Source organism: Microlunatus sp. GCM10028923, from assembly GCF_042666975.1.
Taxonomy (GTDB): Bacteria; Actinomycetota; Actinomycetes; order Propionibacteriales; family Propionibacteriaceae; genus Microlunatus.
This window is the reverse complement of the sequence record NZ_JBHTFF010000007.1, coordinates 105600-122839: the sequence shown is the minus strand read 5'-3', so window position 1 is coordinate 122839 and position 17240 is coordinate 105600. Positions and strand designations below refer to the sequence as shown.

Genomic DNA, 17240 nt, shown 5'->3' with positions numbered 1-17240 from the left:
TCAATGCGCGTGCAGGGCGGCGTTGAGCTCGACCGCCCGGCCCTGCCGGTTGCGCACCTCCACCTTGCCGGTGACCGAGTTGCGGATGAACAACAGCCCGTTCTGCCCGGCCAGCTCGATCGCCTTGATCACCCGGCCGTCGGGCAACGTGATCTTGGTCCCCTCGGTCACGTACAGGCCGGCCTCGACCACGCAGTCGTCGCCGAGCGGGATGCCGAGACCGGAGTTGGCGCCGAGCAGGCAGCGCTCGCCGAGCGAGATGACCTGCTTGCCGCCGCCGGACAGGGTGCCCATGATCGACGCGCCGCCGCCGACGTCGGAGTCCTTGCCGATGATCACGCCGGCCGAGATCCGGCCCTCCACCATCGCCTTGCCGAGGGTGCCGGCGTTGTAGTTGACGAAGCCCTCGTGCATCACCACGGTGCCCTCGGCCAGGTGGGCGCCGAGCCGGACCCGGTCCGCGTCGGCGATCCGCACCCCGGCCGGCACCACGTAGTCGATCATCCGCGGGAACTTGTCCACGCCGAACACCGTCAGGTGGCCGCGCTCGGTCCGCAGCCGAGTCCGTACCTCCTCGAAACCGTCGACCGCGCACGGCCCGGCAGAGGTCCAGACCACGTTGGCCAGGGCGCCGAAGATCCCGTCCAGGTTGACCTGCCAGGGCCGGACCAGCCGGTGGCTGAGCAGATGCAGGCGCAGGTACGCGTCCGCGGCGTCGGCCGGGCCGGCCGCGAGCTCGATCTCGGTCCCGACCACCTCGGTCCGCACCCGCCGTACCGGATCCGTCGCAGCGGCAGCGGCCAGCTCGGCGGGCGGTTCGGCCGGCAGGCGGTCCAGGGTCGGGGCCGGGTAATAGGTGTCCAGCACCTGGCCGCTGTCATGGATCGTCGCCACGCCCCAACCGGACGCGTGCGAACTCGGGCTGTCGGTCATGGGGCAACTGTAGTGACCGCGCGCCGCGACGCCTGACCGCCCGCGTTAGGGTCGAACTCGTGAGTTCACCCCACGACGTTCCTCTCCTCCGCTTCGCTCCCCCGAGCAACGCCGCGGGGACCCCGACGTGCTGAACCTCGAGGGAGACCTGCCGGGCCTGCTCCGTTCCTTGATCGACATCGAGTCCGTGAGCGGCAACGAGCAGCGGATCACCGACGAGGTGGAGGTCGCCCTGAGCGGGTACCCGCACCTCAAGGTGATCCGGGACGGCAACGTCCTGATCGCCCGGACCGAGCTGGGCCGCCGGGAACGGGTGGTGATCGGCGGGCACCTGGACACGGTCCCGATCGCCGACAACGTGCCGGCCACCATCACCGGCGAGGGCGACGACCTGATCGTGCACGGCCGCGGCGCCTGCGACATGAAGGGCGGGGTCGCGGTCCAGTTGTCGGCGGCCGCCGCACTGACCGAGCCGAACCGTGATCTGACCTGGGTCTTCTACGACAACGAGGAGGTCGAGGCGGACCGCAACGGGCTGTTCCGGATCACCCGGGAACGGCCCGAGCTGCTGGCCGCCGACTTCGCGGTGCTCGGCGAGCCCACCAACGCCGGCATCGAGGGCGGCTGCCAGGGCACCATGCGGGTCGCGGTGACGTTCACCGGGCTGGCCGCGCACTCGGCCCGCTCCTGGCGTGGGCGCAACGCGATCCACGACGCGCACGGGCTGCTGGTCCGGCTGGCCGAGCACCAGGCCCGCGAGGTCGAGGTGGACGGGCTGATCTACCGGGAGGGCCTGAACGCGGTCCGGATCGAGGGCGGCATCGCCGGCAACGTCATCCCGGACCGCTGCCGGGTCTTGATCAACTACCGGTTCGCGCCGGACAAGGACATCGCCGGCGCCGAGGCGTACGTCCGCGAGGTGCTGGCCCCGTACGACCTCGAGGTGGTGGACGCCGCGCCCGGAGCCCGGCCCGGTCTCGATCGCCCGATCGCGGCCGACTTCGCCGCGGCCGTCGGCGGCACGCCCGGCCCGAAGTTCGGCTGGACCGACGTGGCCCGGTTCGCCACGCTCGGCGTACCGGCGGTGAACTACGGCCCCGGCGACCCCAACAGGGCGCACACCGACGACGAGTTCTGCCCGGCCGCGGATCTGGAACGGTGCCGCGCCGGGTTCCTCACCTGGCTCGGCTGAACCCGGTACTAGGGTCGGCGGCGTGACCGAGATCGTCCGACGCCATGCCGAGAACCATGATCAACGCCTGCTGGACAGCCGGGCGCCGGCCGACTGGGTGCACACCGACCCGTGGCGGGTGATGCGGATCCAGGCCGAGTTCATCGACGGCTTCGACGCGCTCGCCGACCTGGGCCCGGCGGTGGCGATCTTCGGCTCGTCCCGGGCCGCGGCGGACCACCCGATGGCCGTCGCCGCGGAACGCCTGGGCGGTGACCTGGCCCGGGCCGGGCTGACCGTGATCACCGGCGGCGGCCCCGGCATCATGGCGGCCGCCAACAAGGGTGCCCTGGAGGCCGGCGGGACCTCGGTCGGGCTCGGCATCGAGGTGCCGCACGAGCAGGGCCTCAATCCGTACGTCAACCTCGGGATCAACTTCCGCTACTTCTTCGTCCGCAAGGTCTGCTTCGTCAAGTCGAGCCAGGGCTTCATCGTCTTCCCCGGCGGCCTGGGCACCTTCGACGAACTGTTCGAGGCGCTCACCCTGGTGCAGACGAAGAAGGTGACCCGGTTCCCGATCGTGCTGTTCGGCAGCGCCTACTGGCAGGGCCTGCTGGACTGGGCCGAACACACCGTCCTGGCCGAGGGCTTCATCAGCGAAGCGGACCTGTCCCTGGTCACCGTCACCGACGACGTCGACGAGGCGGTCGCCACGCTTCGGTCCGCGCTCTGACCACCGAACCCGTGAAAGGATCGACCCCATGGAGTGGTTCATCGCGGCCCTGGTCGTCATCGCACTCGGCGTGGTCGCCATTGCGGGATCGGGCAAGCTTGGTGGCATGAGCCGGGAGCCCGACCGCGATGTGTACCGCCAGAACCCCTGGCCGGACGACGAGCCGGTGAGCTCGGCCGACGTCGCGGACGTCAAGTTCGGGATCACCCTGCGCGGGTACGCGATGGACCAGGTGGACGACGTGCTGGACCGGTTGGCCGGCGAGCTGGCCGAGCGGGACGCGACCATCGCTGATCTCAAGGCGAAGCTCGCCGCCAACGAACTCCACTAGCCGTGCTGCGGGTCGCCGCCTCGGTGCGTACGGACGCGCCGGTGCCGACCGCCTGGCGGGCGGTGGTCGACTGGCCGGGTCAGGCCCGCTGGATCCCGCTCACGACGGTACGGGTCCGGACCGCCCACGAGGCCGGCCTCGGGGTCCGGGTCGAGGCGTTCTCCGGGTTCCGGCTCGGGCCGCTCCGGCTCGGCCTGCTGGACCGGTTCGTGGTCACCGGCTGGTCCGAACCGGACGCGGACGGCGGTCCGGGCGAGGTCGAGGTGCTGCATCTGGGGCCGGGCTTCACCGGCGTCGGCACCATCCGGGTGCTGTCAGTGCCCGGTGGCAGCATGATCGCCGTGACCGAATCGTTCCTGCCGCCCGGCGGTGCCGTCGCCGCCCCGCTCGTCCGCCCGCTGCTGCCGTTGCTCCGGGCCGGGTTGTCGTTCAGTCTGCGCCGGCTGGCCCGGCTGCTGTCCAGGGACCTCGGATGACCGCACAGCCCGGGCCGGACGGACGGCTGCGCTGCGCCTGGGCGCTGTCGGCCCCGGAGTACGTGGCGTACCACGACGACGAGTGGGGGCGCCCGGTCCGGACCGCCGCCGGACTCTACGAGCGGCTCACCCTGGAGGCGTTCCAGTCCGGCCTGGCCTGGATCACCATCCTGCGCAAGCGGGACAACTTCCGCGCGGCGTTCGCCGGGTTCGATCCGGAGCAGGTCGCCGAGTTCGGCCCGGCCGACGTGGAGCGGCTGATGGCCGACACCGGCATCGTCCGCAACCGGGCCAAGATCGAGGCCGCGATCGCCAACGCCGCGGTGGTGAGCCGGATGGGCGAGTCGTTCGCCGAACTCATCTGGTCCTTCGCGCAACCGGACCGTCCTCGACCGGCGGACGACGACGGGGTGCCTCCGCAGACCCCCGAGTCGGTCGCGCTCGCCAAGACCCTGAAGCGGGAGGGGATCCGGTTCTTCGGCCCGACGACGGCCTACGCGATGATGCAGGCGGTCGGCTTGGTGAACGACCACCTGGCCGCCTGCGAGACCGGCTGAATCGGCCCCTCACGTGCGACCCGACCTGCGGCCGCGAGCCAGATGCGGAATAATTGCAGTAATAGCTGCCGAACCGATGAAGATCGTCGACAACAAGGGATTGAGGGTGAGCGATGGCTGCCATGAAGCCGCGGACCGGTGATGGACCGATGGAAGTCACCAAAGAAGGACGCGGAATCGTCATGCGGGTGCCGCTCGAAGGAGGTGGCCGGCTCGTCGTCGAGCTCAATGCTGAAGAAGCCACCAAGCTGGCCAGCGAGCTGAAGGCCGTCGTCGGCTGACCACACCCGACGGCTTCGGCCCCGTAGCCCGGTCCGGGTTGCGGGGCCGACCCCGTACTGCCATCGCCATCATCACGAAGGACGAGTCTTGACCACCCTCCATGCCAACTGCGTCGCGGTGGAATCCATCCTGATCTCCGAGGGTCTGCCCGGCCGGATCCGGATGCTTCCCGACGCCGCCACCACCGCGCAGCTCGCCGCCGATCAGCTCGGCTGCGAGGTCGGCGCGATCGCCAACTCGTTGATCTTCGCGGTTCAGCCGGACGACGGCGGCGAGCGGGAGCCGATCCTGGTGATGGCCAGCGGGGCGTACCGGGTGGACGTGGAGAAGGTGTCGGCCACGGTCGGCGGCCGGCTCCGGCGGGCCGACGCCGACTTCGTCCGTACCCACACGGGACAGCCGATCGGCGGCGTCGCGCCGGTCGGGCACCCGGCCCCGATCCGTACCGTGGTCGATCGCAACCTCGCCGGGTACGAAACCTTGTGGACCGGCGGCGGCATCCCGCACGCCGTGGTGCCCTGGACCTACCCGGACCTGCTCCGGCTCACCGGCGGCACCGAGATCGACGTCGTCTGATCAAGCCGCGTGCCGGGCGATCGCCGCCCGGTACACGTCGACGGTCTCGGCAGCGATCTTGGACCAGGAGAACTCGTCGATGCAGCGCTGCCGGCCCGCCTTGCCGAACCGCGCGGCGAGGTCCGGGTCCCGCAGCAGCGAGTTGATCTTGGTCGCGAAATCGGTCTCGAACGCCGTGACGTAGTCCGGGTCGCCGGCCCGGTCGGGGGAGTACGGCACCAGCAGCCCGGTCTCGCCGTCGACGACCACCTCGGGGATCCCGCCGACCGCGCTGGCGACGACGGCCGTCTCGCAGGCCATCGCCTCCAGGTTGACGATGCCGAGCGGCTCGTACACCGAAGGGCAGGCGAAGATCGTCGCCCGGGACAGCACCTGCCGGACCTGTTCGCGGGGCAGCATCCGCTCGATCCAGACCACATGATCGCGGGTCTCCCGCAGCCGGCCGAACGCGTCGCCGATCTCCCGGGCGATCTCCGGCGTGTCCGGCGCACCCGCGAGCAGCACGAGCTGCGCTTCCTGATCAAGGTGTACGGCAGCGCGGACCAGATGGATCAGGCCCTTCTGCCGGGTGATCCGGCCGACGAAGACCACGGTCGGCCGGTCCGGGTCGATGCCGAGCTCGGCCAGGTAACCGGTGCCGGGATCGGGTGCGAACTCGTCGGTGTCGATGCCGTTGCGGACCACGTGCACCTTGTCCGGATCAAGATCACGATAGGAATCCAGGGTGTCGGTCCGCATCCCGTCACTGACCGCGATCACCGCGTCGGCGGCTTCGAACGCGGTCCGCTCGGCCCAGGAGGAGAGCCGGTAGCCGCCGCCGAGCTGCTCGGCCTTCCAGGGCCGGTGCGGCTCCAGCGAGTGCGCGGTGACCACGTGCGGGATGTCGTGATAGAGGCCGGCCAGATGCCCGGCCAGGTTGGCGTACCAGGTGTGCGAATGGACCAGGTCGAGGTCCCCGATCGCCGCCGCCATGGCAAGATCGGCACCGAACACCCGGTAGGCGGCGTTGGCCCCGGCGGGGTGGTCCTCGGGGTGCGCGGTGGCCCCGTCCCGAGGTTCGCCCATGCAGTGCACGTCGACGTCGATCAGCCGGCGCAGCTGCGGAACCAGTTGCCCGACGTGCACGCCGGCACCGCCGTAGATCATCGGCGGGTACTCCCGTGTCAGCACCCCGACCGCCAAACGATCACTCATGGCTTGATGGTGTCATACGTGTCGGCTTTGTCGGAGGGCTTGTCGGAAGCCCGTTGATCAGCTTAGGTTTCGGGCATGGCGACGCGTCCGAAGGTGCTGTCGATCGTGTTGGCGGGGGGCGAAGGCAAGCGCCTGATGCCATTGACGATGGACCGAGCCAAACCTGCGGTGCCGTTCGGCGGCACGTACCGCTTGATCGACTTCGTGCTGTCCAACCTCGCCAACGCGAACCTGCGCCAGATCGCCGTTCTCACCCAGTACAAATCGCATTCCCTGGACCGGCACATCTCGCTGACCTGGCGGATGTCGACCATGCTCGGCAACTACGTGACCCCGGTGCCGGCCCAGCAACGGCTCGGTCCGCGCTGGTATCAGGGCAGTGCCGACGCGATCTTCCAGTCGATGAACCTGATCATCGACGAGGCGCCCGACCACGTCGTGGTGTTCGGCGCGGACAACATCTACCGGATGGACGTCGAGCAGATGCTGGACGCCCATATCGACGGCGGCAGCGGCTGCACGATCGCCGGGATCCGGGTGCCGCGCAAGCAGGCCAGCGCGTTCGGCGTGATCGACGCCGAGGCCGACGGCAAGATCAAGAGCTTCCTGGAGAAGCCGGCGGTGCCGCCGGGCCTGCCGGACGATCCGGGGTCCAGCTTCGCCTCGATGGGCAACTACATCTTCACCGCCGAGGCGCTGGTGGACATGCTGACCACCGACGCCGAGAACACCGACTCCCGGCACGACATGGGCGGCGACATCATCCCCGCGTTCGTCACCGGCGGCGACGCCCGGGTGTACGACTTCACCGCCAACACGGTGCCCGGCGCGACCAGCCGGGACGCCAGCTACTGGCGCGACGTCGGGACGATCGACGCCTACCACGAGGCGCACATGGACCTGGTCTCGGTCGACCCGGTCTTCAATCTGTACAACTTGGACTGGCCGACCTGGACGTACCAGGTGCAGATGCCGGGTGCGAAGTTCGTCCTGGAGGGGACCGCGGAGGACTCGATCGTCAGCCCCGGCTGCATCATCTCCGGCGGCTCGGTGGACAGCTCGGTGCTGTCGCCGAACGTCCGGGTGGAGGAACGCGCGACGGTCGACCGCTCGGTGCTGCTGAACGGCGTCCAGGTCGCCCCGGGCGCCGTGGTCCGGAACGCGATCCTGGACAAGAACGTGGTCGTCCCGCCCGATGCCGAGGTCGGAGTTGATCTTGATGCGGACCGGGCGCGTGGCTACACGGTGTCCGAAGGTGGCATCACCGTGGTCGGCAAGGGCATCACGATCGAACGCTGATCACTCCGCCGGCGGTACGGCCGTGGGTCAGCCGAGCGGGGTGATGGCGACCAGCAGACCGTCGCCGCAGGGCAGCAGCGAGGAGATCAGGCCGTCGTCGTCGCGGATCCGGTCCAGGGTCTCCCGGACGGCGAGGGTCTCGTCGTCGTCGTTGGACCGGTCGGCCACACGGTCGTGCCAGAGCGCGTTGTCGACGGCCAGCACACCACCCGGCCGGAGCAGGCGCAGCGCCTGCTCGATGTAGTCGGGGTATTCCAGCTTGTCGCCGTCGACGAAGACGAGGTCGTACGCGCCGTCGCTGAGCCGCGGCAGCACGCTGAGGGCGGCGCCCGCGATCAGCCGGATCCGGCGGCTCTCGATGCCGACATCGGTGAAGGCCTGGCGCGCGATCCGCTGGTGCTCCGGCTCGATGTCGACGCTGGTCAGGATCCCGTCCGGGACCATGCCGGCGTAGAGGGCCAGCCCGGACACGCCGGAGCCGGTGCCGATCTCCACGACGTGCGAGGCGCGGACGAGCCGGGCGAGCATGGTCAGGGCGCTGGCCGTACCGGGGCCGACCGGCTTGACGCCCAGGTCCTCGGCCTCCTGACGGGCCATGGTCGCGGCATCGGATTCGGCGGCGAAGTCCTCGGCGAACATCCACGAGGCCGCCGACGGCGCGGTCCTTTCCTGTTCCGACAGGGCATCCATGCCGCTCACCCTATCCGCGCCGACCCTCCCCCTCCCGCCGACCGGGCACTAAAGCAGCGGTTTTCGCGGCGTGTCCCTGCGCGAGTGCCCACTCGGCGGCAAGGATCCGGGGCCGGTCCTGATTTTTCGTGGCGTTGTCGACGCGGATCGGCGGAGAAACCTTCGCGTTCGTACGGGAAGCGAAGCCGATGTTCTCGCCCGCACCCGGGAATGGGCGCCAACCAGGGCCGACACCGGGCTTCGCGGTCAGGTCACGGCCCTAGAATGACGCGCATGCCGGACGTACCGCCCTTTGGAAATCTGATCACCGCGATGGTGACCCCGTTCGCGAAGGACGGCTCGCTCGATCCGGACGGTGCCGCCGAGCTGGCCCGGCATCTGGTGGACGACCTCGACCACGACGCGCTGGTGATCAGCGGGACCACCGGCGAGTCGCCGACCACGACCGCCGCGGAGAAGGTCACCCTGCTCCGTGCCGTCGTCGAAGCGGTCGGCGACCGCGCCCAGGTGATCGCCGGCGTCGGCACCTTCGACACCCAGCACACGATCGAGTCGGCGCACGAGGCGGAGGCCGCGGGCGCCACCGGCCTGCTGGTCGTCACGCCCTACTACTCCAAGCCGCCGCAGGCGGGCGTGCTGCAGCACTTCCGGACCGTCGCCGACGGCACCGGCCTGCCGATCATCGTGTACGACATCCCGCACCGGGCCGGCATCCCGATCGCGACCGAGACCATGATCGCGTTGGCCGAGCACCCGCGGATCGTCGCGGTGAAGGACGCCAAGAGCGATCCGGTCGCCTCGGCCACCGTGCTCAGCCAGACCGACCTGGCCTATTACTCCGGCGACGACGCGATGACGCTGCCGCTGCTCGCGGTCGGCGCCGTCGGCGTGGTCGGCACCTCGACCCACTTCACCGGTCGCGGGATGAAGCAACTGATCCAGGCCTTCGCCAAGGGCGACACCGCCGAGGCGCTCCGGCTGCACCGAAGCCTGCTGCCGGTCTTCACCGGGGTGTTCGCCGCGCAGGGCTGTTCGATGGTCAAGGCCGGTCTGGACCTGCAGGGCCGCGGCGTCGGCGGGCTGCGGCTGCCCCAGGTGCCGGCCACCGACGAGCAGCGCCAGGTCTTCGGCGAACAGCTCCGGGCCGCCGGCCTGCTCTGACCGTCTGCTCGGCCGGCGGGCGCAGGACGATGATGTCCGAAACCCGCGAGTGACTGTCGGTGGCACCGGGTTGAATGAACTCGTGCCGGTCGCCGAACTTGATCATGAAACCTGTTACCGCGCCGCGGACAGCCGCGACGCGCGGTTCGACGGCGTCTTCTATATCGCGGTCCGGACCACCGGGATCTACTGTCGGCCGTCCTGTCCGGCGACCACGCCGAAGCGCGGCAACCTGACCTTCTACCCGTCGGCCGCCGCGGCCCAGCGGGACGGCTACCGGGCCTGCCGGCGGTGTCGTCCGGACGCGGCGCCCGGCTCTCCGGAGTGGGACTTCCGGGCCGACGCGGTCGGCCGGGCGATGCGGCTGATCGCGGACGGCGTGGTCGAGCGGGAGGGCGTCGCCGGGCTGGCCGCCCGGACCGGCTACAGCCCGCGCCAACTGAACCGGCTGATGTCCGAGCGGCTCGGCGCCGGCCCCCTGGCGCTGGCCCGGACCCGACGGGCGCACACCGCCCGGGTGCTGATCGAGCAGACCGAACTGCCGTTCGCGGACATCGCGTTCGCGGCCGGCTTCGCCAGCGTGCGGCAGTTCAACGACACCATCCGCGTCGTGTACGACAGCGCACCCCGGCAGCTCCGGGCGGCCGCAGGCCCCCGCACCAGGACGGCCACCGGGCCGGCGCCGGCGCCGCTGCGGATCGTGCTCGACCTGCCGGTCCGCCGGCCGTTCGACGGGCCGCGGCTGCTGCGTTTCCTGACCGACCGCGCGATCGGCCGGGTCGAGCGGGCCGACGACGCCGGCTACGCCCGCACCCTCGCCCTGCCCGGCGGACCGGCGGTGGTCCGGTTGACGCCCGCCGACTCCCTGGTCCGGGCCGAGTTCGCGCTGTCCGACCTGCGGGACCTGGCCGCGGCCGTCGAACGATCCCGCCGACTGCTCGACCTGGACGCCGACCCGGAGCTGATCGACGAGACGCTGGCCGCGTCGCCGGTGTTCGCCCCGCTCGTCCGGCGGCGGCCCGGTCTGCGGGTGCCCGGCCACGTCGACGGCTTCGAGGTGGCGGTCCGGGCGGTGGTCGGCCAGCAGGTGTCGGTGGCCGGCGCGCGGACGGTGCTGGGCCGGATCGCCGCCCGGTACGGCAGCCCGCTGCCGGACGGCCTGCAGGACCCGGACGGCGGGCTCGACCTCGTCTTCCCGACCCCGGATCAGCTGGCGGCGGCGGACCCGGAGGAGCTGCCGATGCCGCGCAGCCGGGGCCGGGCCCTGGTCGGGCTGGCCGAGGCGGTCGCGTCCGGCCGGCTGCCGCTCGACTACGGCACCGACCGGGCCGAGGTACGGCAGGCCCTGCTCGCGCTGCCAGGGATCGGGCCGTGGACGGCCGACTACATCGCGATGCGGGCGCTCGGCGATCCGGACATCTGGCTCGGCACCGACCTCGGCGTCCGGCACGCGCTGGCCGCGCTCGGCGCCGATCCGCCGGCCGGCGAGCTCGACCGGTGCCGTCCCTGGCGTTCGTACGCGGTGATGCAGTTGTGGAACCTGGAGGAGAAGCGATGAACCCGACAGTCGTCCGGACGGTGATCGACTCGCCGATCGGCCCGCTCACCCTCGAGTCCAACGGCCGCGCGCTGACCATGATCAGATTCGACGGCGAGGACCTGGGCCGCCCGGCGCCGGTGCCGGTGGGGGAGCCGGACGCGATCCTCGCCGTCACGATCCAGCAGCTGTCCGAGTACTTCGAGGGTGGTCGGACCGACTTCGAGCTGCCGCTGGAGCCGTCCGGGTCGCCGTTCCAGCTCCAGGTCTGGGCGGAGCTGTGCCGGATCGGGTACGGCGAGACGATCAGCTACGGCGAGCTCGCGCTGCGGATCGGCCGTACCCAGGCGGCCAGCCGGGCGGTCGGGCTGGCCAACGGCGCGAACCCGATCCCGGTGGTCGTCCCTTGTCACCGGGTGATCGGCGCCAACGGCACGCTGGTCGGCTACGGTGGCGGGCTGGACCGCAAGAAGGTCCTGCTGCGACTCGAGGCGGAGCATGCGGTGACTGCTCAGGATCGACTACTCTGAGGTGGCCGGAGGGGTCGCTGCGCTATGGGCACCATCACAGTCCGGCGGCACGGATTGACAGGGAACGCTTAGCAGATTGCCAGGTTGGGCCGGAACAATGACGCCCATGAGTAGCACGGTGCGTGAGCCGGAGCAACGGACGAGGACGGGGGAGGACGGCATGCAGAACTGGCCGGCCCCCGACCCCAAGGACTGGCAGCCGCCGGCGGAGCCCGAGTGGCAACCGCCGAGCTGGGAGCAGGTCGTCCGTGATCACAGCGCCCGGGTCTATCGGCTGGCGTACCGGCTGACCGGGAACCCGCACGACGCCGAGGACCTCACCCAGGACGTGTTCGTCCGGGTGTTCCGCTCGCTGCACCGGTTCCAGCCCGGCACCTTCGAGGGCTGGCTGCACCGGATCACCACCAACCTCTTCCTCGACGCCGCCCGGCGGAAGCAGAAGATCCGCTTCGACGGCATGCCGGACGGCACGGCCGAACGGCTGCAGAGCAGCCTGCCCAGCCCGTCGGAGCAGCTCGCCGACGCGGACATGGAGCACGACGTCGCCGCGGCCCTGGCCGCCCTGCCGCCCGAGTTCCGGGCCGCCGTGGTGCTCTGCGACATCGAAGGCATGAGCTACGAGGAGATCGCCAGCGTTCTCGACGTGAAGATCGGTACGGTCCGCAGCCGCATCCACCGCGGCCGGGCCCAGCTGCGGGGGGCCCTGGCCCACCGCCGCCCGACCGCCGATCGGGAACGTTATCTCGGCGTACCCGTTGAGGGAGATGAGGTAGCAGTGACCGAGCCGGCGGAACCGCGACGGCGCGGGCTGCGGAGCTTGCTCGGCGCGAGGACGGCGTGAAGAGGACCACTTGTCACGATTTGGCCGAACTCCGATCCGCTTATGTGGACGGGGCGCTGCAACGCGCCGCTGAAGACCGGGTCGTCAAGCACCTGAGCCGGTGCTCCGACTGCCGCGAGGACGTCGAAGGACTGTTTCGGCTGCGGCAACTGCTGACCCAAGGTGCACCCGCCGGCCCGTCGGCGCCGGGAACCCTGTCCGACCGGCTGGTCTCGATCGCCGGACCCCGGGCCCGCCGGCCGCTGTCGTCGCGACCGTTCGAACAGAGCGCCTGGGCCGACCTGCCCCGGGAACGGCACGCCTCGCTGCGCCGGTCCGCCGCCGTGCTGGCCCTGGTGGCGCTGTTGACCGCGACCGTCGGCGGCATCGGGTACGCTGCGGCGCCCACCGACAAGGCCCCGCTGCTGTCGGATCCCGCCCCACAGGTCCGGACCGAATTCGGCGCCGCGCTGGCCCAACTGCCGACCGCGAGCACGCTGGTCGGCGCCGCCGCCCTGGTCGACCAGGCGTCGCTGTCCGCCCCCGACGCCGACCTCGCCGCGCCCGACCCGGCGACCGGACCCGAGCTTTCCCTGGTGGCCGCGACGAACTGGCTCCGGCGCGCGTTCGAGGCGGCGATCACGGTCGGCTACACCGGTAACCAGCGGATGGTCGCCGGGCTCGGGACCGACCGCACCGCCGGCTCGATGGCCGTGTCCTTCACCCCGGGTCGAGGCAGCAACGTCGTGGTCCGCGGTCCGGACGGCGACGAGCTCGCGGACGGGTTCCTGGCCGCACCACCGCGTACGCCGGTCGGCGACGGCGACGTGTTCCGGATGATCACCGCCGGCTACCGGCTGACCGGCGCGACGCAGGCCAAGTCGGTCGGCCGCTCGGCGGTCATGGTCGACGCGATCAGCTACGCCACCGGCCGGCTCGCGGCCCGCTGGTGGATCGACGAGCAGAGCGGCCTGGTGCTCTGGCAGCAGCGGTTCGACAACGACGGAGCGGTACGGCTCTCGACCGGCTTCACCTCGGTCGCGGTGAACAACGGCCACAGCTCCGAGGACGCGTCGGCCCCGCTCAACCTGCCCGACGACGCCACCACGCTCACCCTGTCGAGCGCTCCCGTGATGTCCGATCGGGGCTGGTCCTGCCACGACCAGCTGGCCGGGCTGTCCCTGGTCCGGCTGCGCAGCGACGGCAGCGACCAGCCGGAGTCGCTGCACATGACCTACAGCGACGGCCTGACCACCGTCGCCGTGTACGAGGCGCACGGCCGGCTGTCCGGCCCGCCCGCGGGTTCGGCCTGGGACGACGAGGTCGGCGCGTACGTACGGAGCGGCACCGCGCTGGTCGCGACCTGGCAGTCCGGCGACAAGGTCTTCACCGTGATCACCGACGGCGACCGCGCGGCGCTGGCCGACGTGGCCGATCAACTGCCCCACGAAACGACTCCTGAGCCAACTACGATGGGCCGCGTCCAAGCGGGCCTGACCCGCATCATCAACAACCTGGTCGGGTAGGCGGACATGGCAGGAGACGACCGCCCCGAGCGGGGCAGTCGGGACGACGACTTCCACTACTACGGACCCTTCGGCACGCCCGAAGGCGACGCGGGATCGTCCCCGACCCCGGCCGGCGCCCCGGGCCCGAGCGGTCCCGGTGGCCAGGCTCCCGGCGATGGTCAGTCTCAAGGTCAGGGCTCCGGTGCACCGGGACCCGGTCAGAGTCCCGGCAGCGCCCAGAACCTCGGCGGTACGCAGACGCCCGGTGGCGCGCAGAACGCCGGTGGTCCGCAGCGGCCGGGTAGCGCGCAGGACTTCGGTGGCCAGAACTTCGGCGGTACGCAAGCGCCCGGCAGCGGCCAGAGCGCCGGTGGTCCGCAGCGGCCCGGTAGCGCTCAGGACTTCGGCGGCCAGCATCGGCCCGGCAGCCCGCAGGGTCCGGGTGCGCAGAACTTCGGTGGTGGGCAGAACTTCGGCGGCGGGCAGGGCTCCCGCGGCATGGGTCAGGCGCAGGACTTCGGTGGGCCACAGGCCCCGCGCAGTGCGCCGGGTCTGGGGTCGCAGGGGCAGGGCTTCGGTGGGCAGGACTCCGGTCGGATGTCGCCCGGCTCCGCTTCCGTACCGCATCAGGGACCGGGTCAGCAGCAGGGCCAGCCTCCGTACGGCACCTCGTCGCCGGGATCGGCGGCCGCGCCGCCGCATCCGTTCGCGGCCCCCGGCCCGACCGGCGTTCCGGCCGGACCGCCGCCCGGCCCGCGCCGGTCCCAGGATCACCAGCCGACGCAACCGATTCCGGTGGCCGGCCCCGGCTACCGCTCGGCGGAGCCGACCCAACTCTTCCCGGCGCCCGGCAACGTGCCGCCGCTGCAGCCGGGCCCCGGCTATCCGCCGCCGCAACCCCAAGCTCAGCCTCAACCTCAGCGTCGCCGGCGCGGCTCCGGCATCGGCATCCTGCTGCTCGCGGTGATCCTCGCGGCCGTGGTCGGCGGCCTGGCCGGCTTCGGCGGCGGGTTGCTGGTCCCCCGGACCGGGACCCAGGCGACGCCGGTCGGCGGACCGCCGGCCAGCACCCGGGAGCCGCTGCCGCCCGCGCCGCCCGAGGCGAACACGGTCGAGATCGCGAAGCGGGTCCTGCCCAGCACCGTGATGATCAGGGTCGGCAACACCGGCGGGTCCGGGTTCATCCTGGACGGCGAGGGCCGGATCATGACCAACAACCACGTCGTGGAAAAGGCGGCCAGCGGCGGCCGGATCACCGTGGTCTACAACGACGGGTCGCGGGCGAGCGCCCGCATCCTCGGCCGCAGCCCGACCTACGACCTGGCCGTGATCCAGGTGCCGACCTCGGAGAAGCTGGTGCCGATGGAGATCGGCGACTCCGACGCCGTCAAGGTCGGCGAGGCCGCGGTCGCGATCGGTTCGCCGCTCGGCCTGGCCAACACGGTGACCCAGGGCATCATCAGCTCCAAGGACCGCCCGGTGGTGGTCGGCGACGACAGCGACCCGGGTGCCAACACCGCCTATATCAACGCGCTGCAGACCGACGCCCCGATCAACCCGGGCAACTCGGGCGGGCCGCTGGTCGACGCCGGCGGCCGCGTGATCGGCGTCAACTCGGCGATCCTGACGATCGGCTCCGGCCAGGGACAGGCCGGCAGCATCGGCCTCGGCTTCGCCATCCCGATCAACCAGGCGATGGACATCGGCGAGATGTTGATCAAGGACGGCAAGGCGACCTACCCGGTGATCGGGGCCAACGTCAGCGACGCCCCGGACGGCAAGGGTGTCGAGCTGTCCGGAGTCGAGAGCGGCGGCCCCGCCGACTCGGCCGGACTGGCCGACGGCGACGTGGTCACGAGCATCGACGGGAAGCCGGTGACCGGGCTGGAGCAGCTGATCGTGGCGATCCGTACCCACCGGCCGGGCGACCAGATCGTGCTGGCGTACGAGCGTGGCAGCCAGAAGGCGGAAGCCAAGGTCACGCTCGGCGCGCGCGAGGGTTGATCACACCCGTGAGAAGCCACCCGCGACCATCGTCACCCGAGTAGGATTCGGTTGTGTTCTTCGACATCGGGCCCACTGAGCTGCTGGCGCTGGTCGTCGTCGCCGTGATCATCTTCGGCCCGGAACGGCTGCCCCAGTTCGCGCGCAAGGCTGCGCACCTGGTCCGGTACGTCCGGACCATGGCCGGGAATGCGCAGAACCAGCTGAAGAAGGAACTCGGTCCGGGCTTCGAGGACGTCGACTTCCGCGACCTGAATCCCAAGGCGTTCATCAAGAAGCACCTGCTGGACGACGTCGAGCCGATCGTCGCCGACGTGAAGGCCGACTTCAACGCGGGCACCGAGGCCGGCAAGGGACTCGCCAAGGACCTCACCGACACGGTCAACAACGCCAAGTCGGGCGACGGCGACCAGATCAACGGCAGCGGCGTCCTGGCGGCTGCCGGCGCCGCCCGCGTGCTGACCCCGTTCGACCCCGACGCCACCTGAGCGGGGGATCGGACGGGGCCCGGGGTCAGCCGACCAGCTGACCCAGCAGTCCGAGCTGGTCATCGACAGGCAGGTCCATCGACCAGAGGATCTCGGTGACGCCGAGCTCCGCCAGCCGCGGGATCGCCTCGGCGACCTGTTCCGGCGAACCGACCACGGTCGCCTCGGTGCCCTGGGCCGTCTCGGTGAGCGACGCGTTCACTCGCAGCACGATCGGCAGCACGGCCGGATCGTGCCCGGCGGCGGAGGCCGCCTCCCGGAAGGCGCCGGCGGTTTCGGTCAGCGCATCCCAGCCGAACCAGATCGGGTTGATGCCGAGGCCGGCCGCCGCCGTCCGCTGCAGTGACGCCGGGGCCATCGCGGCGACCAGGATCGGCGGCCCGCCCGGCTGCACCGGCTTGGGCCCGATCTTGGACTCGGCGAACCGGTAGAAGCGCCCGTCGTACGAGGTCGGATCCGGCGCCCAGGCTGCCCGCATCGCCTCGAGGAACTCGGCGAACCCCGCACCGCGCCGGCTCAGCGGCACCCCAGCCGCCTCGAACTCCTCGGGCATCCAGCCCTGACCGAGGCCGACGACAGCCCGGCCGTTGCTCAGCTGGTCCAGGGTGGCGAAGCGACGGGCCAGGTCCACCGGGTTGTGCAGCAGCGCGACCATGATGCTGGTGCCGAGGGTGACCCGGCTGGTCTTGGCCGCCACGTACGCCAGCACCTCCATCGGCGCATAGACCGAGGCGTAGGCGTCGGGCAACTGTCCGGCGTACCCCTCGTTGGTCGGCATCAGCAGCCGTTCGAAGCTCCAGACCGAGTCCAGCCCGATCCGTTCCGCGCCCTCGGCCGCAGCGGCGATCGCCTCCGCCCCGTTCTCGCTGCCGGCGGTGGGGAGTCCGATCCCGAGTCGCATGCTGAACCTCCTGGGTCGACGATGATCATGGTCCTGTTCGACCCTAACC

At 71.3% G+C, this 17240-nt stretch carries 19 protein-coding genes; 15 read left to right on the top strand and 4 right to left on the bottom strand.

What is annotated here, in order from left to right:
* Positions 1-933 carry a 2,3,4,5-tetrahydropyridine-2,6-dicarboxylate N-succinyltransferase gene (dapD, locus tag ACFQU4_RS18315; protein ID WP_377494469.1) on the bottom strand — a complete coding sequence of 311 codons (933 nt, stop codon included), beginning with the start codon at positions 931-933 and terminating at the stop codon, positions 1-3.
* Between the two features lie 127 nt (positions 934-1060).
* Here dapD and dapE point away from each other — a divergent pair, with 127 nt between their 5' ends.
* The 7 genes from dapE to ACFQU4_RS18280 all read left to right on the top strand — a co-directional run bounded on the left by dapE (position 1061) and on the right by ACFQU4_RS18280 (position 5059).
* Positions 1061-2125, top strand: coding sequence for a succinyl-diaminopimelate desuccinylase (gene dapE / locus ACFQU4_RS18310; protein ID WP_377494467.1), 1065 nt, complete (start codon positions 1061-1063; stop codon positions 2123-2125).
* Positions 2126-2147: 22 nt separating this feature from the next.
* On the top strand, positions 2148-2837 hold the full coding sequence (locus ACFQU4_RS18305) for a TIGR00730 family Rossman fold protein (protein WP_377494465.1): 690 nt from the start codon (positions 2148-2150) through the stop codon (positions 2835-2837).
* A 28-nt stretch (positions 2838-2865) separates the two neighbouring features.
* A complete protein-coding gene (locus tag ACFQU4_RS18300; protein WP_377494463.1) occupies positions 2866-3168 on the top strand; it encodes a DivIVA domain-containing protein in 303 nt (100 codons plus the stop codon).
* Between the two features lie 2 nt (positions 3169-3170).
* Complete coding sequence (locus ACFQU4_RS18295) at positions 3171-3644, top strand: SRPBCC family protein (RefSeq protein WP_377494462.1); 474 nt, start codon at positions 3171-3173, stop codon at positions 3642-3644.
* Complete coding sequence (locus tag ACFQU4_RS18290) at positions 3641-4201, top strand: DNA-3-methyladenine glycosylase I (protein WP_377494460.1); 561 nt, start codon at positions 3641-3643, stop codon at positions 4199-4201. Before ACFQU4_RS18295 ends, ACFQU4_RS18290 begins: the two co-directional genes overlap by 4 nt.
* Before the next feature lie 113 nt (positions 4202-4314).
* Complete coding sequence (locus ACFQU4_RS18285; RefSeq protein ID WP_179749581.1) at positions 4315-4482, top strand: DUF3117 domain-containing protein; 168 nt, start codon at positions 4315-4317, stop codon at positions 4480-4482.
* Between the two features lie 88 nt (positions 4483-4570).
* The gene (locus tag ACFQU4_RS18280) at positions 4571-5059 is read left to right on the top strand and encodes a YbaK/EbsC family protein (protein WP_377494457.1); all 489 of its coding nucleotides are present in this window, start codon (positions 4571-4573) and stop codon (positions 5057-5059) included.
* Here ACFQU4_RS18280 and glgA read toward each other — a convergent pair whose 3' ends face one another.
* The gene (gene glgA / locus ACFQU4_RS18275) at positions 5060-6241 is read right to left on the bottom strand and encodes a glycogen synthase (protein WP_377495156.1); all 1182 of its coding nucleotides are present in this window, start codon (positions 6239-6241) and stop codon (positions 5060-5062) included.
* Positions 6242-6328: 87 nt separating this feature from the next.
* On the opposite strand from glgA, the gene glgC reads away from it, so the two are divergent.
* Positions 6329-7552, top strand: a complete 1224-nt coding sequence (gene glgC / locus ACFQU4_RS18270) for a glucose-1-phosphate adenylyltransferase (protein ID WP_377494455.1) — start codon at positions 6329-6331, stop codon at positions 7550-7552.
* Positions 7553-7579: 27 nt separating this feature from the next.
* Here the strand turns inward: glgC and ACFQU4_RS18265 are convergent, their stop codons facing one another.
* Complete coding sequence (locus ACFQU4_RS18265) at positions 7580-8242, bottom strand: O-methyltransferase (protein WP_377494453.1); 663 nt, start codon at positions 8240-8242, stop codon at positions 7580-7582.
* Positions 8243-8515: 273 nt separating this feature from the next.
* On the opposite strand from ACFQU4_RS18265, the gene dapA reads away from it, so the two are divergent.
* The 7 genes from dapA (at position 8516) to ACFQU4_RS18230 (ending at position 16290) form a co-directional block, all read left to right on the top strand.
* Positions 8516-9403 carry a 4-hydroxy-tetrahydrodipicolinate synthase gene (gene dapA / locus ACFQU4_RS18260; protein WP_377494451.1) on the top strand — a complete coding sequence of 296 codons (888 nt, stop codon included), beginning with the start codon at positions 8516-8518 and terminating at the stop codon, positions 9401-9403.
* Positions 9404-9485: 82 nt separating this feature from the next.
* Positions 9486-10961 (top strand): DNA-3-methyladenine glycosylase 2 family protein, encoded by a 1476-nt coding sequence (locus tag ACFQU4_RS18255; RefSeq protein WP_377494449.1) that lies wholly within the window; start codon positions 9486-9488, stop codon positions 10959-10961.
* Positions 10958-11470, top strand: coding sequence for a methylated-DNA--[protein]-cysteine S-methyltransferase (locus tag ACFQU4_RS18250; protein ID WP_377494446.1), 513 nt, complete (start codon positions 10958-10960; stop codon positions 11468-11470). Before ACFQU4_RS18255 ends, ACFQU4_RS18250 begins: the two co-directional genes overlap by 4 nt.
* A gap of 160 nt (positions 11471-11630) precedes the next feature.
* Positions 11631-12311 carry an RNA polymerase sigma factor SigE gene (gene sigE, locus ACFQU4_RS18245; RefSeq protein ID WP_377495154.1) on the top strand — a complete coding sequence of 227 codons (681 nt, stop codon included), beginning with the start codon at positions 11631-11633 and terminating at the stop codon, positions 12309-12311.
* Positions 12308-13816 (top strand): zf-HC2 domain-containing protein, encoded by a 1509-nt coding sequence (locus tag ACFQU4_RS18240; protein ID WP_377494444.1) that lies wholly within the window; start codon positions 12308-12310, stop codon positions 13814-13816. The genes sigE and ACFQU4_RS18240 overlap by 4 nt, the downstream gene beginning before the upstream one ends.
* A gap of 6 nt (positions 13817-13822) precedes the next feature.
* The gene (locus ACFQU4_RS18235) at positions 13823-15802 is read left to right on the top strand and encodes a S1C family serine protease (protein WP_377494442.1); all 1980 of its coding nucleotides are present in this window, start codon (positions 13823-13825) and stop codon (positions 15800-15802) included.
* A 53-nt stretch (positions 15803-15855) separates the two neighbouring features.
* A complete protein-coding gene (locus ACFQU4_RS18230) occupies positions 15856-16290 on the top strand; it encodes a sec-independent translocase (protein WP_377494440.1) in 435 nt (144 codons plus the stop codon).
* Between the two features lie 25 nt (positions 16291-16315).
* On the opposite strand, the gene ACFQU4_RS18225 is transcribed toward ACFQU4_RS18230, so the two are convergent.
* Positions 16316-17191: an LLM class flavin-dependent oxidoreductase gene (locus ACFQU4_RS18225; protein WP_377494438.1), complete on the bottom strand. Its 876-nt coding sequence runs from the start codon at positions 17189-17191 to the stop codon at positions 16316-16318.
* Positions 17192-17240: the final 49 nt, after the last annotated feature.

Coding starts and splice junctions, on each gene's coding strand:
- dapD (WP_377494469.1), bottom strand. CDS start 933: ATGACCGACAGCCCGAGTTCGCACGCGTCCGGTTGGGGCGTGGCGACG.
- ACFQU4_RS18300 (WP_377494463.1), top strand. CDS start 2,866: ATGGAGTGGTTCATCGCGGCCCTGGTCGTCATCGCACTCGGCGTGGTC.
- ACFQU4_RS18290 (WP_377494460.1), top strand. CDS start 3,641: ATGACCGCACAGCCCGGGCCGGACGGACGGCTGCGCTGCGCCTGGGCG.
- ACFQU4_RS18285 (WP_179749581.1), top strand. CDS start 4,315: ATGGCTGCCATGAAGCCGCGGACCGGTGATGGACCGATGGAAGTCACC.
- glgC (WP_377494455.1), top strand. CDS start 6,329: ATGGCGACGCGTCCGAAGGTGCTGTCGATCGTGTTGGCGGGGGGCGAA.
- ACFQU4_RS18265 (WP_377494453.1), bottom strand. CDS start 8,242: ATGGATGCCCTGTCGGAACAGGAAAGGACCGCGCCGTCGGCGGCCTCG.
- dapA (WP_377494451.1), top strand. CDS start 8,516: ATGCCGGACGTACCGCCCTTTGGAAATCTGATCACCGCGATGGTGACC.
- ACFQU4_RS18250 (WP_377494446.1), top strand. CDS start 10,958: ATGAACCCGACAGTCGTCCGGACGGTGATCGACTCGCCGATCGGCCCG.
- sigE (WP_377495154.1), top strand. CDS start 11,631: ATGCAGAACTGGCCGGCCCCCGACCCCAAGGACTGGCAGCCGCCGGCG.
- ACFQU4_RS18235 (WP_377494442.1), top strand. CDS start 13,823: ATGGCAGGAGACGACCGCCCCGAGCGGGGCAGTCGGGACGACGACTTC.
- ACFQU4_RS18225 (WP_377494438.1), bottom strand. CDS start 17,191: ATGCGACTCGGGATCGGACTCCCCACCGCCGGCAGCGAGAACGGGGCG.